The following is a 24,531-nucleotide window of genomic DNA, read 5'->3' on the forward strand; positions in this document are numbered from 1 at the left end:
ATTGACATGCGCTCGCGTCGATTGGCATCACCATATGGTGAACCATGCGGGACTTGTCCGATGAAGACGATCAGCAGTGGCCTTTCGGAAGCCCTGCTCGGCGGAGTCTACGAAATCCCGCTGTGGGCAGGCTTCATCCGTTGCTTGAAGGATGCGGTGGGAGCGGACCACGTCGTCTTCGCATTCCGGCCGCCCATGCGGCCCACGCGCGAGTGGATCATCCTCTTGTCGGATCACGCCAATCTGGCCAACTTCCGAGAGAGCTACGACAGCTTCTACCCCCCCGACTGGCTTCCCCCGGGCATTGACTTACCAGAGGGCCGTTCGCATTCGCTGAGCGCCGCGCTCGCGTCCGAGGGCGAGGAGACGCGACAGCGACACATCGATTTCTTGAAGCTGAGCGGGATCAGTGCCGGACGACAGATGCGCGTCCGCGAGCCCAGCGGCGTCGAGGCATGGATCAGCGTGGCTCGCCATCACGGGGATTTTAGCGCGGAGCACGACATGGTGCTCGATGACCTTGCACCGATCCTGCGCGGCGTACTGCGGCTATATGCAACGATTGAGCGCGAACGCTTCGCTGCCCTGGTCTCCGGTGACGCGATCCGACGGCTTCATTTCGGATGGGTCGCGCTCGACTCTGATGGCTGTATTGTCGGCTCGGACGAACAGGCCGAGCAACTTCTCGCAAGCTCCGGGGTGCTGCGCAGGGGGCCATCGGACAAACTGGTCAGCGACCGCCTCGAGACAGGCCGGGAAATCGCGGCGACCATCCAGAGATTCACTCGCGACAGGGAGACGAGCGCCCGTGCCTTGTCGATCTCGCACGACCCTTTGCTTGAAATGCTGCTGTTGCCGATAAACCGCACCACGATCGCGATCCGCAAACCTGCAGTCGCCGTCGCCTATCTGCATGGCGACAACTGGGGTGGAGCCAACCGCTGGAGGCGGCTCGCCGAATTGTTCGGCCTGCTGCCACGCGAAGCCAAGCTCGCTTTCGCCCTGACCCGCGGCATGAGCTTGACGGAGGCTGCACAACATTTTGGATGGACAGAGTCGACCGCCCGCACGTACTCGAAATCCATCTACATGAAGACGGGTGCGCGAGGCCTTCCGGACCTGGTTCGCCTCGTCATGCGCAGCGTCGTCGCCCTTGCCCCGGACCCCTGAGCATTCTTCATCCGGCCATGCTTTGGCAATAGGCGGACCAATGACCAGGCTTCAAGCTTGTTCGCCGCTTGAATAATGCCAAAGAGCGCCGGATTGCTGTGCACGGCGCCTGGCTATTGGTCTGGCGAGAACACCTAGGACAAAACTCAAATCTGTCCTGCACCGGGTGCGATGCGATGGCTGAGACAGCAACAAGTAAGCACGCAATGATGCACCCGCCTTCATTTGATGGAATACCTATTGCTCCCGTGAGTGTCCGCTTCTGGACATAGCTGTCATTTGCTGAGCGCCCAGCGAAGGGCAGCTATGTCCCAACCCGCGTCAGTCCTGAGCAACTATCCGATCGCGCTTCGCAGTCCGAATATACCTTTGGCTGTCTGCGATCTTCTGGCTCCCAGCGTTCGCCACTTCGTCTGGGTCATCGCGCCCCAGGCGTTGGTTTCTCGCCCACTGACCGAATGGAAGGGTGGGAACGTCTTGGGAACGGCCAACCAGGCCAGCGGGTCCATCCAGTTTCGATAGCGTCGGCATTGTCTAACTTCGCTCCGAGCTCCAGCGTGTGATGCTATGCTTCACGGACACTCCCCACAATCCTGCAGGATGGTAGTGAGCCCGGTGATTGCGCGGTGTGCACAGGCTTGTCCCCATGTCGCAATCCGCTCGTCCATCAAACCGGTTGACCGTACCGGCCCCCAAGTGAGAACATAAAAGGAACATTTCTGAGTCTTTCAAAGAATCACCATGTCCTTAGTTTCATCGCTTACGCATCCGGGCATCGATGCCCTCCGCACGCTGGCGACCCCGCTGGCTGATCATCGGACCATGCCTTTTGGTATGGATGCTCTGGATGGCCGCCTCGGATCCGGTGGCCTGCGCGCCGGCGCCCTGCATGAAGCGACCGCGCTGACCTGCTCGCTGGTCGATGATGCCGCGGCTACGCTGTTCCTTGCCGGCATCGCCGCGCGCGAAGCCCGCTGCTCCGCCGCACCGGTCCTGTGGGTCAGCTGCCGCAATGACCTGTACGCACCGGGCCTGGAACAGGCGGGCCTGGCTTCCGCAGACGTCATCCACGCGCAGCCGCGCGACGATGCGGCGCTACTCGCCGTGGTCGAGGATGCGTTACGCGATGGAACGCCGGCGGCCGTCGTCGCTGAAGCCAGCAAGGTTTCGATGGTTGCCACCCGCCGCCTGCAGCTTGCGGCTGCCGAGGCCGACATTCCGGTGCTCCTGCTGCGGCGTCACCGCGGGCGGGATCGTGACCCGTTTGCCGACCCTTCGGCGGCCTGGACGCGCTGGCGCATATCCAGTGCGCCCTCCGAGCGGCTCGGCGTCGCCGGCGTCGGACGCCCGCGCTGGCTGGTCGAACTCGCACGCCAGCGCGGCGGCGAGGGCTTTTCCCTGATCGTGGAGGGATGCGATGCGACGGGTCGTCTCGCTGTTCCTGCCGTTCCTGGCCATCGAACGGCTGAGACGGCAGGACCGGTTCGCCGCGCCGCGGCCTGAGCCGCGCGCACTCCAGCTTCCCGTCGACGACAATCCCGGTGCCTGCTCGGTCCCTCGCGGGGGCGGATGGCGACCGGGTGCGCGCTGGGCTCGCGAGCGGCAGAACGCAGGAGGGCAGGGCGCCGTCAGGGGCGAGGACCGCACACGCCTGGATGTCGAGCGCGAGATCGCGGCGCTGCCGCTGCACGCCAAGCCGCCGATGCGCGAACTGGGACGGCGCTCCGAGACGGCAGAGCATCCGTTCAGGCGAACGGTCTCTTCAGTGGTCGCGCAAGAGGTCTGCGATGCACCGCCGGTCATGGCTGCCCCATTGGCGCTGATCGGCAAGGTCGGTCGGCGCGACGAGATCGTTTCGGCCTGTCCGGCGGCAAGGGCATTGGGCATCCATGTCGGCATGGTGGCAACCCATGCCCGCGCGCTCGTCTCCGATCTCGACTTCCGCGCCTCCGAGCCCGAGGCCGACCAGGCGCTGCTCGATCGCCTCGCTTTGTTCGGCATCCGCCGCTGGTCGCCGATCGCCGCGGTCTCGCCGTCTGACGGCATCTGGCTGGACCTCACGGGCGCCGCGCACCTGCATGGCGGGGAGGAGCGTTTCTGCCAGCGGCTGCAGGCCTTCTGTCGCCGCGCCGGGTTCACCGCGCGCATCGCAATTGCCGAGACCGCGGGCGCCGCGCACGCGCTGGCCCGCTACGGCCGCGAGGATATTGCGATCATCCCTCACGGCGGCGTGGTGAAGGCGCTGTCGCCGCTTCCGGTCGCCGCGCTGCGCCTCGAAGGCGGGGCGCTGGCCGCCGCGCGCAAGTTCGGTTTCGAGACGATCGCCGACCTGATCCCCGTGGCGCGCGGGCCGCTGGCACGCAGGCTCGGGCTCGCGGCAATCGACCGGCTCGATCAAGCGCTTGGCGGTAAGGCTGAACCGATCACCGCGCGGGAGGACGTGGTCATCCCTGCGGTCGAGCGTCGGCTGCTCGAGCCGATCGGCACGGCCGAAGCGATTGGTCAGGTCATGTACGACCTGTTGAAGGATTTGGCCGAAGTGCTCCAGCGACGGGGGCTGGGTGCGCGCTCGCTGCGCCTGACTGCTCTGCGCGTTGATGGCGGAGAGCAGGTGGTGGCGATCGGCACCTCTCGGCCCACTCGCGAAGTGCCGCACCTGCTGCGCCTGCTGAAGCTGAGGATTGAGCGCATCGATCCCGGCATGGGCCTCGAACAGTTCCGGCTGCTGGCGCCGCATACCGAGCCGCTCGATGCAGAGAACCTGGGGGCGATCCTCGCTGGGGAAAGTACGCTGCGCGATCCGGCGCGCCTGGTCGACGTCGTGGCAGGCAGGATCGGACCGGGCGCGGTTTTCCGCATTGCGCCGGTCGAGAGCCATGTGCCCGAACGTGCCGTGAGGCCGACCAGCCCGATCGCGACAGCCGGCTCCTGGCCGGCGTGGCAGCGGCCGGTGCGGTTGTTCGCGCGGCCCGAGCCCTTGTCGCGCGTCATCGCACTGCTGCCCGATCAGCCTCCGCGCCGTTTCGAATGGCGCGGACGGTCCTACACGGTCGTGGCCGGCGACGGGCCCGAGCGCATCCATGGCGAGTGGTGGCGGCGCAACGGTGAAGTCTGGGCTGTGCGCGACTACTACCGCGTCGAGGACAAGGCGGGCGGGCGCTACTGGGTGTTCCGCCGCGGCGACGGCGTTGCCGGCGAAACCGGCGATCTCTCGTGGTGGATGCACGGGGTGTTCGCATGACCGCCTATGTCGAACTCCAGGTGCTCACGCACTTCTCGTTCCTGCGCGGGGCGTCGAGCCCGGACGAGCTGTTCTCGGTCGCGGCGAAGCTCGGGTATTCCGCCATCGGCATTGCCGACCTTGGCAGTGTCGCCGGGGTGGTCCGCGCCTGGGAGGCGGAGAAGGCCACCGGGGTACGCCTCATCGCCGGAACCCGGGTCGATCTGTCCTGCGGTCGCCGGCTGCTCCTTTACCCGACTGACCGGAAGGCGTGGTCGCGGATCACGCGCCTCCTCACTATCGGTAAGCGCCGGGCGGGGAAAGGGGCTTGCCTGCTGCACTGGCCCGAGCTCGAAGCCTGGTCTGAGGGCGTGATCGCCATTCTCCTGCCGCACGAGGCGGATGCGGATAATGCTGCAGCGCTCGCCGATCTCCGATCCGTCTATGGCAGGCGCGCGCATATGGCGCTGTTCCAGCGCCGGCGGCCTGACGATGCGGTTCGCATCGATGCGTTGGCGCGGCAGGCGAGGGACGCCAGCGTGCGGGCTATCGTCACCGGCGACGTGCTCTACCATTTGCCCGATGCCCGGCTGCTGCAGGATGTGGTGACCGCCATCCGGCACAATTGCCGGGTCGATGACCTTGGCTATCGCCGCGAGGTCAACGCTGATCGCGCGCTCAAGTCTGCCGAAGAGATGCAGCGGCGCTTCGCGGCCTATCCCGATGCCCTGCGCGCAAGCGTGGATATCGCCGAGGCCTGCACCTTTTCGCTCAGCGATCTCACCTACCATTATCCGCAGGAGAAGGTGATCGAGGGCCTGACCGCGCAGCAGGCCCTGGAGCAGATGGCGTATGAAGCGCTAGAGGAGATGTTCGGCGGCGATCCGCCGCAGGGCTACCGTGACCAGATCGCGCACGAACTGAAGCTCATCGCCGAGTTGAACTACGCGCCCTATTTCCTCACCGTCCATTCGATCGTTGCCGAGGCGCGGCGCCGTGGCATCCTGTGCCAGGGGCGTGGATCGGCAGCGAACTCCTGCGTCTGCTTCGTGCTCGGCGTCACCTCGATCGATCCGATCAAGCACGAGCTGCTCTTCGAGCGCTTCGTCTCGGGCGAGCGGCGCGAGCCGCCCGACATCGACGTCGATTTCGAACATGAGCGGCGCGAGGAGATCATCCAGTGGATCTTCGAGACCTACGGGCGCGACCGGGCGGCGCTGACCGCGGTCATTACCCGCTTCCGCGCGCGCGGCGCCGTGCGCGATGTCGGCAAGGCCATGGGCCTGCCCGAAGACCTGACCTCGTCGCTGGCGGGTCTCGTCTGGGGCTGGTCGGCAGAGGGTGTCGGCGAGAAGCAGGCCGAGGCACTCAACCTCGATATGTCCGATCGGCGGCTGCGCCTGACGCTCGATCTCGCGCGCCAGCTGATCGGCGTCCCGCGCCAGTCGAGCCAGCACCCCGGGGGTTTCGTGCTCACCCATGATCGCCTCGACGACCTCGTCCCGATCGAGCCGGCCGCGATGGCGGATCGCCAGATCATCGAATGGGACAAGGACGACATCGATGCCCTGAAGATGATGAAGGTCGATGTGCTGGGGCTCGGCATGCTGGGCTGCATGAACCGGGCCTTCACCATGCTGGAAGAGAGCAAGGGCCTGAAAGTCGGACTAGCCGACCTCCAGAGCGACGACCCCGACGTCTACGCCATGATCCAGAAGGCCGACACGCTCGGCACCTTCCAGATCGAGAGCCGGGCACAGATGTCGATGCTGCCGCGCATGAAGCCGCGCCGTTTCTACGACCTGGTGATCCAGGTCGCGATCGTTCGACCCGGCCCGATCCAAGGCGACATGGTTCATCCCTATCTTCGCCGCCGTGAGGGACTGGAGAAGCCGGAATACCCGCGCCCCGAACTGCGCGCGGTTCTGGAAAAGACATTGGGCGTGCCGCTCTTCCAGGAACAGGCGATGAAGGTTGCGATCGTCGGCGCGGGCTTCACCGCCGTCGAGGCCGACCAGCTGCGCCGGGCGATGGCGACCTTCAAGATGACCGGCGGGGTCTCGCATTTTTCCGAAAAGCTGATCGAGGGCATGGTCGGGCGCGGCTATCCGCGCGACTTCGCCGAGCGCACCTTCCGCCAGCTCGAAGGCTTCGGCTCCTATGGCTTCCCGGAAAGCCATGCGGCGAGTTTTGCCAAGATCTCCTATGCCTCGAGCTGGATGAAGCATCATCATCCCGACGTTTTCTGCGCCGCGCTGATGAATGCACAGCCGATGGGGTTCTATGCGCCGGCTCAGATTGTCGGCGACGCGCGCCAACACGGGGTTGAGGTCCGGCCCGTCTGCATCAATGCGAGCCGTTGGGATTGCTCGCTTGAGCCGACACGGGGCCGATATCATGCGGTGCGGCTGGGCTTGCGGCAGGTGCGCGGGCTTTCCAATGCCGATGGCGCAAGCATCGTGAGTGCAAGAGGCGGTGTCCCCTTTGCGTCCGTCGAGGACGCCTGGCGCCGCTCGGGTGTGCCGCGCGCCGCGATCGAGAAGCTGGCGGATGCCGATGCCTTTCGCGCCTTCGGATCCGACCGGAGGCAGGGGCTATGGAAGGTGGGGGGCCTTGGCGAAGCGCCCTTGCCGCTTTTTGCTGCGGCGGATCGTTCAGCAAAAGCGATCAGCGCGGAAGGGATCGAACCGGACGTTGCCCTGCGCCCACTGACCGATGGCCGCGAGGTGATCGAGGATTATCGTTCGCTCCAGCTCTCGCTGCGCGCCCATCCGCTGACATTCGTGCGCGAGGACCTCGCCCGGCGCGGTGTCACGCGCTGCGCCGACCTTGCGAACATCCGCGATGGCCGCAATGTCGAGGTCGCCGGGATCATCCTGGTGCGCCAGAAGCCGGGCTCGGCCAAGGGCGTGCTCTTCATCACCATCGAGGACGAGACCGGCATTGCCAACGGGATCCTCTGGCCCGATCGCTTCGAGGCCCAGCGCCGCACGGTTATGTCCGCCTCGATGGTGGGTCTGAAGGGCCGGGTGCAGAAGGAGGGCGAGGTGATCCACGTCATCTGCGACCGGATCATCGATCATGGCGATCTGCTGCATAAGGTTGGCGAGATGTCCTTCCCGCACCAGACGGGCAGGGGGGACGGTGCGCGGCATGCCGGCGCGCCGGATCGCGGGGACATTGTTCGACCAGAGGGTGGCTGGAGCCCCACGCCCTACAACAGCTACTGGCCGCCTCATGCCGATGGCCGCGATCCTGAGGACGCCGTGCGCTTCAAGTCGCATGATTTTCACTGAGATGGGCGCAAGCCTGCCAAAACACCAGCGCATCGTCATTGCGCTTTCAGTCCATATCCTGCGCAGCGGTGTAACCCGCTGCGGTGAAGTGCGGGTCGATACGGTTGAAGTCCGCCTGGCGCTTCGCTGTCTGCTTCCTCATTGCCGTGAGCGTTGGCCGCTTGAACTGTACTGGGACGCGGCGCGCCAGGAGAACGAGATCGGACGCGCCCAAGGTGTGACTGCGGCATTCAATGGGATTGTGCGTCAATTGCGGCTTGCCGGACGGTATGAAGATACGGCGTCGTCATAGTTGCAGGAACGATACCGCGCTTTGTGAATGGAACAGCTCTGGCGTCCGGCAGCGCGTTGGATCGAGCCCGAAAAAATCAATGCGCTTCCAGTAAATTCACCTGTCTTGGCGACTTTTGTGACCCTTGTGCGTTGACGGGAGCGATGCCTCAAATCGAAAGCTCCCTTCTGGTTGCCGCCAATCGCCTGCACCATCGCGAGTTCACCACCCCGATCATGTATTGCCGGGACGACAACGTTCTGATTGGCAGGATCGAAGGCATAGCGCACGATGCTTCCTGGCGCACCGTTGACCTGGTGGCTTTCAAGAGCGCGTTCATGGCCGACGTTGACGCCTACCTTCAGGGACAAGGCGGACCGGTCGACGCAGATCGAGGGGCTGGGCCCGTGCGTCTCGTGTGAGTGCCGCGCGCGGCAACCCATGCGTGAGCCAGGAAAAACCATCCAGTGTGGAAAGGATCACGAAGTGCTCGAACACGTACCTGCCTGGCTGGGCAAATTGCTCAAGGATGTCCGCGCCGGACACTCGCAACTGGCAATTGTTCGTGAAGACATGGGGGAACGCCTGTTTCCCTTATCCAGTCCCGCATTCGCAGACGGTCAGCGCCTCCCGATCAGATTCACCGCTGACGGGGAAGGCATTTCGCCGCCGCTGAGCTGGGGACCTCTCCCCGCAGGGACAATGTCGTTGGCGCTGCTTGTCGAAGATCCCGACGCACCCGCCCCTCATCCCCTGGTTCATGCCCTTGTCTGGAATATCCCGCCCGATGTTAGCGGACTAACCGAGGGTGCGATCCTGCCGGACGGGGATGGCGCAGCGGACGGCAGCGACGTTGGACGGAACAGTTATCTGGCCGAAGGCTGGCTGCCGCCAGATCCTCCGAAAGGCCACGGTGCGCACGATTACGTGTTCCAGCTTTTCGCGCTCTCCAAGATTCCTCCCCTCGAAGCCAACCCGGGACGCTCCGCGTTTCTCGAGGCGATACATGGCAAAATCCTCGCCGCCGGCTTCCTGATCGGGACCTACTCCCGCGATGAGCCGGCAGCTTCGAGTACTGCCGGAGCCGGCCTGCGACCCGCAGGCGCCTGATTCACCATGATAGACGACAACGACAGGGCCTGGATGCGTGAAGCCATTAACTTGGCGAAAACGAAAGGCACAGCGCCGCAGGACACGCCGATTGCGGCCATCATCGTGCTGAACGGCCGCGAGCTCTCCCGGGCCGTCAATGAGACTGAGGAGACTTGCGACGCGACTGCTCACGCCGAAATGATGGCTTTTCGCGGAGCAGGACCGGCGCATGGCGACATGGACCTCCGCGGCGCGACGCTCTACTCGACCCTGCAGCCGTGCGGCATGTGCACGATGGCCTCGATCTGGGCCAAGGTCGGTCGCATAGTCTACGGTGCAGGTCGCGGCGACGTTCACCAAATGTATTTTGAGGACCGTCACCTCGACACGATGGACTTTATCAAGGACGCGTTTCGCAACGACCTTGTGCTTGAAGGCGGATGTTTGCGGGCGGAATGTGCCGCCCTCTACTTCGCGCCCGGCGACGAGGTTCCGGTGGATGAACAAGGTAATCTCTAAAGAGCGAAGATGCCAAGGACCGACGCCCGAACATAGATTACCAACGTCTCGCAGGAGTTGACCCATGTGTAACCGCGCCCGCATGAAAGGTGAGATCGAGACGATCTGGGGATCGGTCGCCGAGCTTTTCAGCGAGCGCCCACGCGACAATCGCTTCGATCCCCATGAGCTACGTCCCAGGGGGAGGGCGTACGTCATCCGCGAGCAGGATGGCGTTCGGGCATGGGACATAATGAACTGGGACGTCTTAGGCGGTAAAGCGCCCTATCCGATGACCAACGTTCGCAACCTTTCCCTTCCGCGATGGAGGCGGCTTGCCGACCGGCGGGAAAACCGGTGCGTCGTGCCGCTCACCGAGTTCTGCGAATTCACGCCCCAAAAGCATAACCTTGGCGACGGCAAGCCGCCGCTCAAAGGCGAGATGTGGTTTTCGGTTACGGATCAGCCTGTCTTCGCCGTGGCCGGGTTCTGGCAGGGCACCGGAGAGGGGAACGGCTTCACCATGGTGACGTGCGATGCCAATTCGCTGGTCGAACCGATCCACCCCAAGGCAATGGTGACGATCCTCGATCATGACGACATCGATATCTGGCTCAGGGGCTCCTACGCCGAGATCCGGTTGCTTCAGCGTCCCTTTGTGGCTGAGAAAATGACAGTGCGTGGCCCGGTTTTCCCGACCCGAGAACCCGCGACCTCGCTGTCAAGTTAGGCAAGGGTACTATTCTTCGTCCGGCAGCGGCATCCCGACGTCAGGTAGTCGCACGCGAAAGAGCCCGCATTACCGGTTCGGTCACGACATAGACGGCCTGTCGCTTCGCTCCGCGATTGTGGTGATCAACCCGGAAGCCCTGGTAGTGCCTTTTGACCAATCCGGCTCGGACCAATTCGCTCACGGCCCGACTTACGTTCGTACGACCTGAAATGCGGATACGCTCCAGGACCATCTCATCAACCAAACGCTGCGCGTCGTCAGGATCCAGAGGTAACTCACAAGCATCCTCGAGCATCTGGCGGACGCGACCTTCGATTGAAAGCCGTCGGGGGTCGCGCTGAGCGACGGGGACCAAAGCATCGCAAAGCCAGTCGCGAACCGGCACACGCAGATCACCGACGAGGACGTAGGGCCCGGCAGAGCCGGTGCGCTGACTGGCTTCGACAAGCAGGTTGAGCACCATGAACGCGTAGCGCGGACGTTTGCAGCTGGTGGAAAGGCACTCGAGGATCGAGACCGTGGTGGTCGTGGGCGGTGCAGCAAGGCGCATCGGTTCGGAAGGTCTGCTGTCGCGGAAAAGATCGGCCTGGAACATTTCATGAATCAAGCACGGCCGACACCAGATGTGAATCCCTTTTCCGTACTGCAATGCAAATGGGACATTCCTGTCACTTTACCGCGGGTAAAGTGACAGCCGCGGCTTTTAATCAGAATTGCTGCGGCGGCGAAGGGTTTCTTTCTTGTTTTAAATAGGAGTGAGATGGGGCGATCAGGAGCCGGATACGTTGAAAACGGCCTGCTATGCCTACGACGATGGGGAACGACAGAAGCTCTCTCCATCTGTTTGCATGTCCGATAAGTGTCCTTCACGGACATATCAGAATGGACTACAGCAGCCTGGGTTTTTGTCGTTTTCAGGATACGACCGGACTACGACCGGACTACGACCGGACTCCCCAGCATCGTTAAATTCTCGGCAAACCGTTTGAAAGAATACGGCCGGATTCAGGTGACAATACGAGCGGACGCCTGCGCGCTGCACGGCAGAATTGCGTTGCTTTTTACGACGCTCGCAAGGCGTCTCCGCAGGATGAGACAGAGCAGGGCAGGGGGCCTCTCTTAACCTTCGCACATTCGATTCAAGCGGATGGAGGCTAGGCGTCTGATCCGCCACGGGCGATGGTCAACGGAAGCTGGAGCGATTATCACACGGGGACAACCGACCGGTTGTTCCCATTAGATGGATTGTGACAAATGCCCCTTATTGGTTACGCCCGCGTATCTACCGACGAACAGGATACCTTCGCGCAACTCACTGAGCTCCGGCGCGCCGGCTGCACGACCATATTCGAGGACCGGGCCAGCGGCGCTAGCCGGAGCAGACCAAAACTAGCCAACGCGCTCGCAGCGGTAGGGCAGGGGGACACCCTTGTGGTTGTGCGGATTGATCGCCTCGCACGATCGTTGTCGCATTTGCTGGAAATGGTCGAAGCGCTTCGTGAGAAGGGCGCGTATTTTCGCTCGATCAACGATCCGATCGACACCAGCAGCCCGCAAGGCATGCTGATGACACAGATGCTTGGCGCCTTTGCAGAGTTCGAACGGGCGCTTATTCGCGAGCGTACGCGCGCCGGCCTCAAGGCGGCTGTCGCGCGCGGCGCTAAGCCGGGAAATCCGAAAATGCGCGCACGGGATCCGTCAGCAATCGATAACTTGCGTCACAGCCTGAGGGAAAAGCATCTCCACGAACTGATTGATGGCCGGCGGGGTTGGCTGCCGCTCGTTGAGCGCTTGCGGCCGCAGTTGCCTTGGGCGTTGGTGTTGCGGCACATTCGGACGCTCAAGCCCCCGGTGCGCTCGTTTTCTGAACGCACGCTGGTGAAGGCGTGCCGAACGCTTGTTGATGCAGGGTACGCAGATCCTGTGATCCTTGAAACGGCGCCGCGCCTTTCGCGTGATAGCCGCGTTGCTCTACTTGTCGCCGACAAGCTCAGAACTGAGCCAAACGCCACGCTGCGCGGCATTGCGGCTTGGTTGAGTAAGGATTTGCGAGAGCCAACCCCGCGAGGGGGGATGCAATGGTCACCTGAGGGCGTGAGACGCATCATCGCCCAGGCCCAAGGTCTAGGCGTTCTTCCTAATAGGTCGCCGGCCCAGGAGATTGGCGAATGAGCGTAGAGGAGGAGCACGAAATAAGAATTCCGTTAGCGGTGCGCTGCCCGCCTCGGGCGAATCAAGCAGACCGATTCTAACGTGATCTGGGACACCGCGTAATTGATTTAGCCACCCTCGTGCATGGTACGAAGTCGCCTTGGCGCTTCAATGCAGGAGGATGACCGATGTCGATCTATGCAGGATTGGATGTGAGTGACAAGACGACGCATATCTGCGTGGTCGACGTCGACGGGAAGGTTTTGCGGCGCGATGTTGTCGCGAGCGATCCCGATGTTCTTGCCAAATGGCTCAACAAACATTGTACCGATCTGGCGCGCGTGGTGCTGGAGACGGGAACGCTATCGACGTTTCTGTATCATGGGCTGGTCGAGCGTGGTGTCGCGATAGAATGTATCTGCGCGCGGCACGCGAAGGGCGTCCTTTCTGCCCGCGTGAACAAGAGCGACGTCCACGACGCGGAAGGGCTTGCCCAACTGGCGCGCACCGGCTGGTACAAACGCGTCCACATGAAGGCGTCGGCCACGCATATCGACAGGGCAGCCCTCCGTATTCGCGCCCAGCTCATCACCGCGCGGACATCCATGGCCAATCAGCTGCGTGGGCTCCTGAAGCTGTTCGGCCTGCGCATGGGCACCGCCAGAACACCGGGCCGGCGTGCCGAACGCCTGTCGGCGTTTTACGCGCAGCGCCCGGATTTGAAGGCTCTGTTTGCTCCGCTCATTGCATCCATGGAGGCTATCGAGGAGCAGCTGCGCGCATACAATCGCCTGCTCAATGACCGGGCAAAGGCGGATGAGGTCTGCGCCCGGTTGATGAGCGTTCCAGGCGTTGGGCCGATCACCGCGCTCACCTACACCTCGACCATCGAAGATCCGCGCCGTTTTGCCAGAAGCGACGATGTCGGCGCCTATGCGGGGCTTGTGCCCCGACGCAGTCAATCGGGAGAACGCGATGTCAGCGGACATATTTCCAAGGCGGGAGATCCCATGTTGCGCAAGGCGCTCTACGAAGCGGCCAACGTCGCGCTGACTCAGGTCAAGCGGCCGTTTGCCCTTCAGGCGTGGGGCAGGAAAATGGTCGAAGCGAAGGGCGCCAAGCGTGCCAGAACGGCCGTCGCGCGGAAGCTCGCCGCATTACTTCACTCGCTTTGGCTGAACGAGACGGAGTTCCGCTGGGCCTAAACCCAGCGTTCCTCATCCCGCTTAGCCATGCCCAGGACGATCTCGTCAGGTTTGTAGAGGGTCACACCTCGTTTGGGACTCAGAGACGTCCACCTATTCCGCTCGGCCGCGATCATGAAGGCTCGGACAAACAGCAACCACAGCAGTCCGATGACCTCGAAGACAACCATTGGCGAACGGGAAAAAGGAAGCACAATGCAGGAATCAATTAGACAACAATCCTGCCGTTCTCAGTTCTCTCTTGAAGCGACGGCTTATGGCTAGTGACCGGACGTTCCCTGATCGCAAGGCGCATACCGCGAACGACAACCTGCGCACCGACAAGATTCTTCTGGGTCCTGGATGGAGGATACGGTGCGCTATCTTGCCTGTGGCTGTAGCTGTCCCTTGCCCGGGGTCTTTCCTCGGCTAGGCCGCCAGGTACTCACCATCGCAAATGCGAGCAGAATCTCCGTGATGTCCCCCCCATAGTACATGAGTTCCGCGGCCTGCTGCAGCTGGTCAGTTGGGACCGGGATGGAAACCAGCACCCGCGCATACAACATCTGAGCCATGACGGAATGAAGGACAACGGCGATACCCAGCACAACGAGCCGCGATGGAACGGAAGGACGATCTGGGGCCGGATCGGGACCGGCGATCACCCAAGCATAAAGGCAACCGGCCACGACAAAATGGAAGTGGACCAGATAGTGCAGGGCTGGGTTCGTTATCATCCACACAAACAGCGACGTGAAATAGAGAGCCGCCATCCCACCAAGGTTGAACACGAGGGCGGTGACTGGGTTAGCCCATAGCTTCAGCATGCGGGTTTGCAGAATACGGATCACGATCCGACTTTGTCCGACGGGCAGAGCTCGTAGCAGCAGCGTAATAGGTGCCGCCATGACGAGACCGATCGGTGCCAGCATTCCCAGCATCAAATGCTGGAGCATGTGTTGCCGGAAATCTCCCGGCGAAAACGGAAGGAATTGGGGCAGTAATCCCCATGCCAGTATCCCGGCACCGCTCATCCACGATGCGGTGCGCCAGATGCTCCATTTTCGCTCTTTGAATGCTGCGGTCAGATAGACTGCTGTCAGCAACAGCAAGAACCCCAATGGCACCGCCATAGACGGTCCATAAGGCGTGCCGCAGATCATGGGTTAAGCGTACGAAAGATCGATTGGGGTCGACTTGCGGGCGATCATCCAACCCAGACCGATGAAAATGACGCCCGAGGCAAGGAAGCCCATGTCCCAGAGGAACTGGTTTGGACCTGAAAGGACATGGTGGATGCCGAGCAATTGGTGATCGACCAGCCCCTCAATGAGATTGAACCAACCCCAACCGTTGAGCATCCATGCCCACAATACCGGGGAACTCCAAACCTTCCGGCGGCCTTGGGTTACCCGGGAATATAGCAGCCACAGCCCGAACAGGACCGACAGCCAGGTCACCGTATGAAAGACGCCGTCTCCCAGCGTGTTCATCTTCAGGCCGTCCACGGTATCTACCGTGATCTTGCTACTGAACATGTGATGCCACTGGAAAACCTGATGCAGGAAGATACCATCGCAAAATCCGCCCAGGCCAATCCCAAGGATAATCCCCGGTGCCTTGACCGAGAGCGTATCGCCACTGGCAGCCATTCCGAGTCCTCCTGATCGATCCCTACGAGTGTGCCGCGCCATTGCAGGCGGCAACACGTTCGCTGAGCCGACATCAGCCGACTATCCTCCACAATGACTGGGGGAGAGTTGTAGTTCCTGTCGGTGGATGTTGGCGGACGAATTACCCTCGCCGCCGCCGTAGCAGGGCACGTTGCCTTCGAACGGGATCGGCCCTTCATGAAATCAGTCAGGGATCAACGCAAAGCCGCGCAGTTGAAGGTTTGCCATTGTGACGAGGGCGGCGTCGTCAATTTCCACGCCGGGCAAAAGCTGATCGCTCGAGACCTCGTTCCCCACCATTGCCTGGCTGCAGACCCTGACGGAAACACCTGCAGCCTCTAGCGCGGCGATGAGCGCCGCGTTCGGATTTGAAGTCGTCGTTGCATGAGAGGCGTAGACCGCGTCGGTCGTGACGATCGGCGTCGCAGGCCCGTGGATGACGACGACGATGTTCCCGCGCTGTGGTCGGACGCTGTCAGCCGCGAGCAAATTCAGAAATCGGGCAACTTTTTCGAGGCTGGGATTAATCTTGTCGGGCGTCATGGCCGCTTTCGTGACGCTGAACACCACGCGGTACGTCAATTTCGGATCAGGTCGTTCCTGAGCGCCCTGGACAGGATGGACAGCACCGAAAGTCTGGACGAGCGGATGGATGGCGGGTTCCGGTGCCGCCAGCGCAGCGCTCGACGCTGCCAATGCGCAGCTGGTTGCCACCATGAAAAGCTTCTTGAGTCTAGAGGCCACAATCACACTCCTTGTTCGATCCCGGTGGTCGCCGGCAGCTATCCTATCCGCGCAAATACGGCAGCGGCGGTGGGCCGAGCGAGCATAGACGGGGTTGCTGACTTTCCTTCGCCCGCAACGACCCGTTCAAGTGCCAGCGCCTTATCCTCTCCGGTACCGAAGATGGCTTCTATCGAGCGCACGCACAGCGTTACGTCATCGTTGGCGAGGCTGTAGTGTACTTGCTTCGAGGCGCGGCGCATCGTGACGACGCCTGCGCGGCGCAGCTCGGCGAGTTGCTGGCTAAGGGCAGGCTGGATGATGCCCGTCAGTCGCTCGATCTCGCTGACGATGTGCTCGCCATTGAGGAGGAGCGACAGGATCATCAATCGCTGTGGCTGCGCGTAGATCTTGAGCTTTTCGGCTGCCGCCTCGGCCTGGGTCCGCGCCTGGTAGATCGCGCTCATTGGTCGCTCTGCGTGAGGTGGAACCAGTTGGCTGGTGCAGCCCGGGTCAGTGCATCAGCGGCGGCCTGCGAGGGCGGGAGCAGGACATCCTCACCCGGCTGCCACCCGGCGGGCGTCAGCACTGTTCCATCCTGGGTTCGCTGAAGGGCAGCGAGCATCCGGGTCATTTCGTCGACCGAACGGCCGATCGTCATCGGATACCACGTCATGGCGCGGATGATGCCTTCCGGATCAATGAAATAGGTTGCCCGGACCGCCGAGGCGTCTGACGCGTTTTCATCGATCATGCCGTAGGCCCGGCCTACCGCCATCGAGGGATCTTCGACCACAGGGAATGCCACTTCCACGTCGAACAGCTCCCGGATCGCTCGAAGCCAGGCAATGTGAGAATAAAGGCTGTCGACGGAGAGGCCGAGCAGGACTGCGTCCATTGCGTCGAACTCCGGCATCGCCTTGGCCAGAGCGACGAACTCGCTGGTGCAGACCGGCGTAAAGTCCGCTGGATGCGAGAAAAATACGACCCAGCGCCCGCGATATTGGTCAAGGCTGACCTCACCCTGCGTCGTGCGGGCGTGAAAATTCGGCGCGGTATCGCCGATGCGCAGCGGCCGCTGCGGTTGGCGGGGTCGATCAGCGGTGATGTCAGTCTCGTTGGCCATATGGCCGATTGCCCCTTTGTAAGATTTGACGCAACCATCTTACAGTATTACATGTTCTATGAAAGTCTGAAATTACGAGAGTCGTGGAGGTACCAATGTCCGATACCCATGTGACGGACGCGATCGTCCAGGTTTGCGCAGCACAGCTCGCGCCCACATTGAACGTGAAGAGCTTCTTCGACGATGCCAGCAGCACGGCCAGCTACGTCGTTCACGATCCTGCGACCAAAATGGCAGCAATCATCGATAGCGTTCTCGACTTCGATGCGGCCGCAGGGCGGACGGATACGGCGTCTGCCGATGCCATCATTGAATATGTCCGCGACGAGGGGCTCACCATCGAATGGCTGCTCGAAACCCATGCCCATGCGGATCATCTTTCAGCGGCGCCCTATCTTCAGACGCAGCTAGGCGGCACGCTCGCGATCGGCCGCGATATCATTCGCGTGCAGGAGGTATTCGGCAAACTCTTCAATGCCGGCACCGAGTTTGCGCGCGACGGCAGCGATTTCGATCGCTTGTTCGATGACGGCGACCATTTTTCGATCGGCAGCATCCCGGCGATAGCCCTGCACGTCCCGGGGCATACGCCTGCGGACATGGCTTACGTGATCGGTGACGCAGTCTTCACCGGCGATACGCTTTTCATGCCCGATTACGGGTCGGCACGCGCAGACTTCCCTGGCGGCGACGCCCGCCAACTCTACCATTCCATCAGGCGCCTCCTCAAGCTGCCGCCTGAAACCCGCCTGTTCCTTTGTCACGATTACAAGGCGGCAGGGCGCGATACGTACGTCTGGGAGACTACGGTCGGCGCACAGCGTTCCGGCAACGTCCATGTTCATGAGGGGGTCGGCGAAGAAGAGTTCGTGGCGATGCGCACCGCTCGAGACGCTACCCTGTCCATGCCGGCGCTGATCATGCCGGCTGTACAGGTCAATATGCGAGGCGGGCACCTGCCGGCACCAGAGGCGAACGGCACCCGTTACCTCAAGATCCCGCTGGATGCGTTGTGATCGCCGCCTTTCCCTCTGCGATCCCCCTTCAGGGGCTGATTGGCGGTGTGATGATCGGCCTGTCAGCGGCCATCCTCTTGCTCGGCATCGGCCGCATAGCGGGGGTGAGCGGTCTTTTTGCCAGAGCAACCGGCGCTTCAGACAGCGGCGCACCGCGAATGATCGCCTTGGCCTTTACAGTGGGCCTTCCGATTGGGGCGTTTGTCGCGGCGAGTGTCATTCTTACGCCGATGCGTATGACTGCATCCTGGCCCCTGATCATCGTTGGAGGTTTGCTCGTCGGTTTTGGAACCCGGCTAGGTTCGGGTTGCACGAGCGGGCACGGCGTTTGCGGCATGTCGCGGCTTTCGCCGCGCTCGCTTGCCGCAACCGCGACATTCATGGCGGCGGGCATTGCCACCGTGACGGCGATGCGGCTGATTGGTTTCGGGTCATGAACCGTCAGGTCATCATCGCGCTCGTCTGCGGTGTCCTGTTCGGCATGGGCCTCACGGTGTCGGGGATGACGGACCCAGCCCGGGTACGTGCATTCCTCGACGTATTCGCAAGCTGGGACCCCACTCTTGCCTTCGTCATGGTTGGCGCGATGATGCCCATGGCGGTGGCCTGGCGCATTGCCAAGCCACGCCGGGCACCGTTGGCCGCGGACGAATTCCACCTTCCCGCAACGCATCCGATCGATGCGAAGCTCCTCTTGGGCGCGACATTGTTCGGCGTGGGTTGGGGGCTGGTAGGTCTCTGCCCGGGACCAGCGATTGCCGCTCTCGCGCTTCGCCCCGGTCCCGCGCTTCTGTTCGTGCTGGCCATGTTCGCCGGCGCCACCATCCATCGCTTCTTATTTTCCCGACCCTCCGCCGGCACGGCGGCTACGTAGGAGTTTCCCATGGCCATCAAGCCACTGAGTCCGACCTTTGCCGTTTCGCCGCAGCTCAGCCCTGCCGACGTGAAGCTGGCCGCCGAAATGGGCTATCGCGCGATCGTCTCCAATCGGCCTGATGGTGAGGATGCGGGCCAACCTTCGGCAGCAGAGATGGCGGCTCTTGCAGCCCAATATGGGCTGGGCTTCGCGCATGTGCCCGCCACGTCCGGCGCAGTGACAGCGGCCGATGCCGATCGCATGCGAGACGCCCTTGCACAGCTGGATTCACCTGTTCTTGGCTTTTGCCGCAGCGGCATGCGGTCGGCGACTTTATGGGCCATGCTCGAGGCGCGATCGTCGAGAGCGGAAACAGCTCTGCAAGTGACTGGCGCCGCGGGCTATGATCTGTCGCCCCTCAGGGCGACCCTTGGCAGCATGGAGGGCAACAGCCTCGCCGGAGGAAAAACCTATGATGTGGTGATCGTCGGTGGCGGCGCCGCAGGGATCGCGACGGCCGCGAGTCTTCTGAAGCGCAACGGGAACCTCGTCATCGCGGTTGTCGATCCTGCCGAATATCATTTCTATCAGCCGGGCTGGACGATGGTCGGCGCCGGCGTCTTCACGCCCGAACAGACCCGCCATACGGAGGCGGAGGTCATGCCTGACAAGGTTGATTGGCTCCGCGTCGCAGCCACGGCGTTCAATCCCGACCAGAACAGCGTGGAGCTGGCTGACGGCCGATCGATTACTTATCGGGTCCTTGTGGCTGCGCCGGGGATCAAGCTCGCTTGGGATGCCATTCCGGGCCTGAGCGAGGCGCTAGGCAAGAATGGGGTTACATCAAACTACCGCTACGATCTGGCACCCTACACGCGCGATCTTGTCAAGCAGCTGAAAGGCGGCCGCGCGCTGTTCTCGCAGCCTCCCATGCCGATCAAATGTGCCGGTGCGCCGCAAAAGGCGATGTACCTGTCATGCGATATCTGGCGCGAGGCGGGTGTGCTGAGCGACATCGATGTCGAATTCCACAATGCCGGTGCCGTCTTGTTCGGCGTGGCCACGTACGTGCCGGCATTGATGGACTATATTCGCAAATACGGCATCGATCTTCAGCTCGAATCCAAGCTGGTCGCTGTCGATGGGCCCAACCAGGTGGCGACGTTTGAGCGCAAGGCGATGGACGGCTCAATCGAGCGGATCGAGCGCCCGTTTGATTTCCTTCATGCCGTGCCGCCGCAGGTGGCACCGGATTTCGTCGCCAAAAGCCCGCTTGCAGCCGACTCCGGCTTTATCGATGTCGATCCTGCGACCCTGCGGCATGTCCGCTATCCCAACGTCTTCGCACTTGGCGATGCTGCCAACACCAGCAATGCCAAGACGGCTGCCGCTGCGCGCAAGCAGGCACCGGTCGTGGCCGTGAACGTGTTGGCGGCGTTGGAAGGAAAAGAGCCAGTCGCCGATTACGACGGATATGGCTCCTGTCCGCTCACTGTCGAGCGCGGGAAAATTGTCCTTGCCGAGTTCGGCTATGGCGGCAAGCTCCTGCCCAGCTTCCCGAGCTGGCTGCTCGACGGGACCAAGCCCTCGCGAGCGGCGTGGTTCCTCAAGGAGCGCATGCTTCCACCGATCTATTGGCAAGCGATGCTCAAGGGGCGTGAGTGGATGGTGCATCCACATATGATCGGTAAAGCAGCATGACGCTGGAACCGATCCAGTATGTGCTGGGCGTCTTATCTGGCGGTCTCGTCGGGTTTACGCTGGGCCTGGTGGGCGGCGGTGGTTCAATCCTGGCGGTTCCGCTGATGGTCTATCTGGTGCGCGTACCCAACGCGCATGTCGCCATCGGTACCAGTGCCCTTGCCGTGGCCGCCAATGCCGCAACAGGTCTTATCGGGCATGCACGCGCGCATACGGTGAAGTGGCGCTGCGGCGGCATGTATGCCAGCGCCGGGATCGTCGGTGCCCTGATAGGTTCGACCGCCGGCAAGGCGGTCGACGGGCAAAAGCTTCTTTTCCTGTTCGCACTTGTGATGGTGATCGTTGGCATCGCGATGCTGAGGGGGCGTGGCAATCTCGGAAACCCCGGGGCTGAATGCAATCGTGAGAAAGCCCCCAAGGTTGTGGGCTATGGCCTGGGGACCGGGCTGTTCTCGGGCTTCTTCGGCATCGGTGGTGGTTTCCTGATTGTCCCGGGGCTGATCGGTTCCACCGGTATGCCGATTCTCAATGCGGTGGGAACGTCGCTCATTGCCGTGGCGGCCTTCGGCCTGACCACTGCCGTCAACTATGCATTCTCCGGTCTGGTCGACTGGCCTCTGGCTTTCGTGTTCATCTTCGGCGGCATCCTTGGCGGACTGCTCGGGACGCAAGTTGCCAAGCGCCTTGCGGGCACCCAAGGCACCCTGACCACGGTCTTTGCCGTGCTCATTTTCGTGGTCGCGGGCTACATGCTTTGGAAAAGCGCTTTGGCGCTCTGACATGACAGGTGTGCTCGCGATAGGACCGTTCATGGTCCCTGTGGACCGCCTTGCGGCCGTGCTGGCTGTGGTCGTCTTCCTGGCGCTGTATGGTATCGGTACGCGGCGAACCGGATCGACTGCGGCGAACGTCGCTTCACTGGCTGTGATCGTTGGCATCGTGGCGGCGCGAGCCGCATATGTCGCGGCCCATTTCAGCAGCTTTCGGGCGGATATTTCCGCAATTTTCGCGATCTGGCAGGGCGGCTTCGCTCCCTGGGCCGGTATCATTGCGGCGGCTGTCACCTTGATGCTGTTACTTAGGCGGACGCCGAGCCTTGTGCCGGCGCTGACCTCACTCGCGATCGCTGCGGCACTTTGGGCAGGCACGGCGCATTTTAATACGAACGGGACGCCGACGCCTCTGCCGACAGGTCTCGTGGCCCACGACCTCGCCGGCAAAGCGGTTCGACTGGATAGCTTGCGCGGCAAACCCTTCGTCATCAATCTCTGGGCGACCTGGTGCGGGCCATGCCAAAGGGAAATGCCGATGCTCGTGCAAGCTGCAAAGGAACGGCCCGACGTGCCTGTCCTTTTCCTCGACCAAGGCGAGGACACGCGCACGATACAGGCGTTTCTGGCGGACAAGATGCTGAAGCCAGCCAATGTCCTGCTCGACCCTAAAATGGACAGCGGCCGAGCGCTTGGTGCTGCAGCGCTACCTACAACTATTTTCGTCGCCAGCGATGGCACCATTCGAACCCGTCATCTGGGAGAAATCTCTCGTGCCGCCCTGGACGCAGGCATGGATGACCTTCGGGAGTTCACTCGATGAAACGCTTCATTCCCCTCGCTTTGCTTGCCGCCGTTTTGGGCATCGTCGGCTTCGCGGCCTTGCGCCCCGGCTCCGTAACGACGCAGGCCTCCGCGCAGACATTCACGAGAGAGGCGATTACAGACGATCCCATCGCGCCCAAATTCGCGCCCAAAGGCTATGACGTCACGATCGTCGAGTTTGCGGACTACAACTGCCCCTATTGCCGGCGCATGCACCCGACCATTGCCGCGCTCCTTGCATCGGATCCCAAGATCAGGATCGTTTATCGCGACTGGCCGATTTTTGGCGGTGCCTCCGTTGAAGCGGCACGAGCGGCCATCGCAAGCCAGTGGCAAGGCAAGCATGAAGCCTTCAACGCCGCTCTCTACGAGGGCGGGGGCCGGATCGATTCCGCCGCTATCCGTGCCGCTGCAAAAAGGGCCGGCGTCGACTGGACAAGGCTTCAGAAGGATCTTGTGACGCACAAGGCGGATATTGACGGCCTGCTCGCCCGTACGAACGTCCAGGCACCAGCGTTGGGGCTACAGGGCACGCCGGCATTTCTTGTTGGGCCATATCTTCTGCCCGGCGCGTTCGATCTTCCCAACCTGCGCAAGGCGGTCGCGAAGGCGCGGGCCCACCCCAACGGTCCGCCCAAGGCACCGTGACGTATGGCGGCCGACCAACAAAACATGCGGAGCGGCGCTCCCGATAGAACCAATGCGCGTTATCTCGCGCAAGGTGATGACGATCGCGCAAAGCCTCGCTGGAGACAGTCATGACGCAACTTACCTTTCTGCAGATCAATGATCTCCACGGCTACGCGTTGCCCCATCACGAGATGGTCCGTGACGAAGGCGGTGCCTGGACCTTTGCCGAGCTTGGCGGGATTGCGAGAATTGCAGGGCTGTTCGCATCCGTCAGGGACGAGCGGCCCGGCGGGGTTATCGCTCTGGACAATGGCGATACGTTTCATGGCACGCATCTGGCCGTCGCCAGCAGGGGCCGCGCGTTGGTTCCGGCGATGAATGCTCTCGCGCTCGACGCCATGGCCGTTCACTGGGAGTTTGCCTACGGCCCGGAGGGTGTCTGCGATCTTGCCAAGCTGCTCGATTGCCCGGTGCTGGCCATCAATTGCCATCGTCAGGCAGATGATCAGCTGCTCTTCCCACCCTATCGGATCGTCGAGCGATCAGGCCTGCGCGTAGCGATCATCGGCCTTGCCTGTCCGATCGTCGACAAGACGATGCCGGCCTCGTTCAGCGCGGGGGTCTATTTTACGATCGGCAACCGCGAACTGCCGCGCTGGATCGCGCATGTGCGACAGGAGGAAAAAGCAGATCTCGTCGTCGTCCTGTCGCATTTGGGGTTTCCCCAGGATGTGAAGCTGGCCGGCGAGGTCGATGGTGTGGACGTGCTCGTAAGCGGCCACACCCATAATCGCATGGACGAGGCAATCGTTGTCAACGGCACCGTCATATTCCAGTCGGGTTGCCACGGGTCTTTCGTTGGGCGCCTCGACGTTGAAATCAAGGAGGGCAAGGTTGCGAGCCATCGCCACCAGCTGATCCCGGTTGATGCGAGCTTGGCCGAGCAGCCAGAGGTTGTAGACCTCATCGATAGCGCGATCCGGAATGAACCAACGGATTTGAGCCAGACAGTCGGCCAGATAACCGCCGCCCTGCACCGCTACGCGATGCTGAGCTCAACCATGGATGACGTGCTGCTTGAGGCAATTGCGGAAGCCGCAGGCACCCGGATCGCCTTCTCGAATGGTTGGCGCTACGGCGCTCCCATTCCTCCAGGGCCGGTCACGGTCAATGATTTGTGGAACATCATTCCGACAAACCCGCCCGTCTCGGTCGTCGAACTCACCGGTGCGGAGATCGTCGAAATGCTCGAAGCCAATCTCGAGCGAACCTTTGCCGCCGATCCGTATGAACAGATGGGCGGCTACGTGAAGCGGATGCGCGGCGTCAAAATGTACTTCAAGGCTGAAAATCCCCCAGGGCATCGGATCGATCGTCTGTTCGTGGAGGGCGAACGTGTCGATCCTTTGAAATCCTATGTGGCGGCCTTCGTGACAGCACAGGGCGTGCCTGCGAAATTTGGCCATAACCGGCGCAATTTGGAGATCCGCGCGGTCGACGCGCTGCGTGGCCTTTTCGAACGCCGCCGCACGGTGACGCCGGACCCCACACCAACGGTATTTGAGATCTGATGCCAGACGCTCTCACACCTGAAAG

At 62.3% G+C, this 24,531-nt stretch carries 24 protein-coding genes; 17 read left to right on the forward strand and 7 right to left on the reverse strand.

Annotated elements, in window-relative coordinates; all coding sequences use genetic code 11:
- Positions 1-60: 60 nt before the first annotated feature.
- The 4 genes from BES08_RS29645 (at position 61) to BES08_RS29660 (ending at position 7,686) form a co-directional block, all read left to right on the forward strand.
- The gene (locus tag BES08_RS29645) at positions 61-1,170 is read left to right on the forward strand and encodes a helix-turn-helix transcriptional regulator (RefSeq protein ID WP_036530890.1); all 1,110 of its coding nucleotides are present in this window, start codon (positions 61-63) and stop codon (positions 1,168-1,170) included.
- Between the two features lie 741 nt (positions 1,171-1,911).
- A complete protein-coding gene (locus BES08_RS29650; protein WP_197524525.1) occupies positions 1,912-2,673 on the forward strand; it encodes an ImuA family protein in 762 nt (253 codons plus the stop codon).
- Positions 2,588-4,411, forward strand: a complete 1,824-nt coding sequence (locus tag BES08_RS29655; protein ID WP_338043887.1) for a DUF6504 family protein — start codon at positions 2,588-2,590, stop codon at positions 4,409-4,411. Before BES08_RS29650 ends, BES08_RS29655 begins: the two co-directional genes overlap by 86 nt.
- On the forward strand, positions 4,408-7,686 hold the full coding sequence (locus BES08_RS29660; protein ID WP_069710256.1) for an error-prone DNA polymerase: 3,279 nt from the start codon (positions 4,408-4,410) through the stop codon (positions 7,684-7,686). Before BES08_RS29655 ends, BES08_RS29660 begins: the two co-directional genes overlap by 4 nt.
- 246 nt (positions 7,687-7,932) lie before the next feature.
- Here BES08_RS29660 and BES08_RS33815 read toward each other — a convergent pair whose 3' ends face one another.
- Positions 7,933-8,328 (reverse strand): hypothetical protein, encoded by a 396-nt coding sequence (locus BES08_RS33815; RefSeq protein ID WP_197524561.1) that lies wholly within the window; start codon positions 8,326-8,328, stop codon positions 7,933-7,935.
- Between the two features lie 115 nt (positions 8,329-8,443).
- Here BES08_RS33815 and BES08_RS29670 point away from each other — a divergent pair, with 115 nt between their 5' ends.
- The 3 genes from BES08_RS29670 to BES08_RS29680 all read left to right on the forward strand — a co-directional run bounded on the left by BES08_RS29670 (position 8,444) and on the right by BES08_RS29680 (position 10,277).
- Positions 8,444-9,067, forward strand: a complete 624-nt coding sequence (locus BES08_RS29670) for a YbhB/YbcL family Raf kinase inhibitor-like protein (protein ID WP_036530893.1) — start codon at positions 8,444-8,446, stop codon at positions 9,065-9,067.
- A 6-nt stretch (positions 9,068-9,073) separates the two neighbouring features.
- Positions 9,074-9,568 carry a nucleoside deaminase gene (locus BES08_RS29675; protein ID WP_036530894.1) on the forward strand — a complete coding sequence of 165 codons (495 nt, stop codon included), beginning with the start codon at positions 9,074-9,076 and terminating at the stop codon, positions 9,566-9,568.
- Between the two features lie 64 nt (positions 9,569-9,632).
- A complete protein-coding gene (locus tag BES08_RS29680) occupies positions 9,633-10,277 on the forward strand; it encodes an SOS response-associated peptidase family protein (protein ID WP_069710257.1) in 645 nt (214 codons plus the stop codon).
- 40 nt (positions 10,278-10,317) lie between these two features.
- Here BES08_RS29680 and BES08_RS29685 read toward each other — a convergent pair whose 3' ends face one another.
- Positions 10,318-10,875: a hypothetical protein gene (locus BES08_RS29685; protein WP_036530897.1), complete on the reverse strand. Its 558-nt coding sequence runs from the start codon at positions 10,873-10,875 to the stop codon at positions 10,318-10,320.
- Positions 10,876-11,534: 659 nt separating this feature from the next.
- Between BES08_RS29685 and BES08_RS29690 the strand changes: the two genes are divergently transcribed.
- Positions 11,535-12,452 (forward strand): recombinase family protein, encoded by a 918-nt coding sequence (locus BES08_RS29690; RefSeq protein WP_069710258.1) that lies wholly within the window; start codon positions 11,535-11,537, stop codon positions 12,450-12,452.
- A 167-nt stretch (positions 12,453-12,619) separates the two neighbouring features.
- Entirely contained in the window at positions 12,620-13,636 is a 1,017-nt protein-coding gene (locus BES08_RS29695) for an IS110 family RNA-guided transposase (protein WP_069710259.1), read from the forward strand.
- Positions 13,637-13,995: 359 nt separating this feature from the next.
- Here the strand turns inward: BES08_RS29695 and BES08_RS29700 are convergent, their stop codons facing one another.
- From BES08_RS29700 to BES08_RS29720, 5 genes are all read right to left on the reverse strand, one after another.
- Positions 13,996-14,748 (reverse strand): cytochrome c oxidase assembly protein, encoded by a 753-nt coding sequence (locus BES08_RS29700; RefSeq protein ID WP_156800075.1) that lies wholly within the window; start codon positions 14,746-14,748, stop codon positions 13,996-13,998.
- A 33-nt stretch (positions 14,749-14,781) separates the two neighbouring features.
- A complete protein-coding gene (locus BES08_RS29705) occupies positions 14,782-15,267 on the reverse strand; it encodes a DUF2243 domain-containing protein (protein ID WP_069710261.1) in 486 nt (161 codons plus the stop codon).
- A 204-nt stretch (positions 15,268-15,471) separates the two neighbouring features.
- Entirely contained in the window at positions 15,472-16,005 is a 534-nt protein-coding gene (locus tag BES08_RS29710; RefSeq protein ID WP_069710262.1) for a DsrE family protein, read from the reverse strand.
- A 65-nt stretch (positions 16,006-16,070) separates the two neighbouring features.
- Positions 16,071-16,478, reverse strand: coding sequence for an ArsR/SmtB family transcription factor (locus tag BES08_RS29715; RefSeq protein ID WP_069710263.1), 408 nt, complete (start codon positions 16,476-16,478; stop codon positions 16,071-16,073).
- Positions 16,475-17,137, reverse strand: a complete 663-nt coding sequence (locus BES08_RS29720) for a peroxiredoxin (protein ID WP_069710264.1) — start codon at positions 17,135-17,137, stop codon at positions 16,475-16,477. Before BES08_RS29720 ends, BES08_RS29715 begins: the two co-directional genes overlap by 4 nt.
- Before the next feature lie 95 nt (positions 17,138-17,232).
- Between BES08_RS29720 and BES08_RS29725 the strand changes: the two genes are divergently transcribed.
- The 8 genes from BES08_RS29725 (at position 17,233) to BES08_RS29760 (ending at position 24,506) form a co-directional block, all read left to right on the forward strand.
- Positions 17,233-18,153, forward strand: a complete 921-nt coding sequence (locus tag BES08_RS29725) for an MBL fold metallo-hydrolase (RefSeq protein WP_069710265.1) — start codon at positions 17,233-17,235, stop codon at positions 18,151-18,153.
- A complete protein-coding gene (locus tag BES08_RS29730) occupies positions 18,150-18,590 on the forward strand; it encodes a YeeE/YedE family protein (protein WP_069710266.1) in 441 nt (146 codons plus the stop codon). Before BES08_RS29725 ends, BES08_RS29730 begins: the two co-directional genes overlap by 4 nt.
- A complete protein-coding gene (locus tag BES08_RS29735; protein ID WP_069710267.1) occupies positions 18,587-19,027 on the forward strand; it encodes a DUF6691 family protein in 441 nt (146 codons plus the stop codon). The genes BES08_RS29730 and BES08_RS29735 overlap by 4 nt, the downstream gene beginning before the upstream one ends.
- Before the next feature lie 9 nt (positions 19,028-19,036).
- Positions 19,037-20,710 (forward strand): bifunctional protein tyrosine phosphatase family protein/NAD(P)/FAD-dependent oxidoreductase, encoded by a 1,674-nt coding sequence (locus tag BES08_RS29740; protein ID WP_069710268.1) that lies wholly within the window; start codon positions 19,037-19,039, stop codon positions 20,708-20,710.
- Entirely contained in the window at positions 20,707-21,489 is a 783-nt protein-coding gene (locus BES08_RS29745; RefSeq protein ID WP_069710269.1) for a sulfite exporter TauE/SafE family protein, read from the forward strand. The genes BES08_RS29740 and BES08_RS29745 overlap by 4 nt, the downstream gene beginning before the upstream one ends.
- 31 nt (positions 21,490-21,520) lie before the next feature.
- The gene (locus BES08_RS29750) at positions 21,521-22,303 is read left to right on the forward strand and encodes a TlpA disulfide reductase family protein (protein WP_197524562.1); all 783 of its coding nucleotides are present in this window, start codon (positions 21,521-21,523) and stop codon (positions 22,301-22,303) included.
- A complete protein-coding gene (locus BES08_RS29755; protein WP_069710270.1) occupies positions 22,300-22,953 on the forward strand; it encodes a DsbA family protein in 654 nt (217 codons plus the stop codon). The genes BES08_RS29750 and BES08_RS29755 overlap by 4 nt, the downstream gene beginning before the upstream one ends.
- 110 nt (positions 22,954-23,063) lie before the next feature.
- Positions 23,064-24,506, forward strand: a complete 1,443-nt coding sequence (locus BES08_RS29760; RefSeq protein ID WP_069710271.1) for a bifunctional metallophosphatase/5'-nucleotidase — start codon at positions 23,064-23,066, stop codon at positions 24,504-24,506.
- Positions 24,507-24,531: the final 25 nt, after the last annotated feature.

This window comes from Novosphingobium resinovorum (genome assembly GCF_001742225.1).
GTDB classification, from domain to species: Bacteria; Pseudomonadota; Alphaproteobacteria; order Sphingomonadales; family Sphingomonadaceae; genus Novosphingobium; species Novosphingobium resinovorum_A.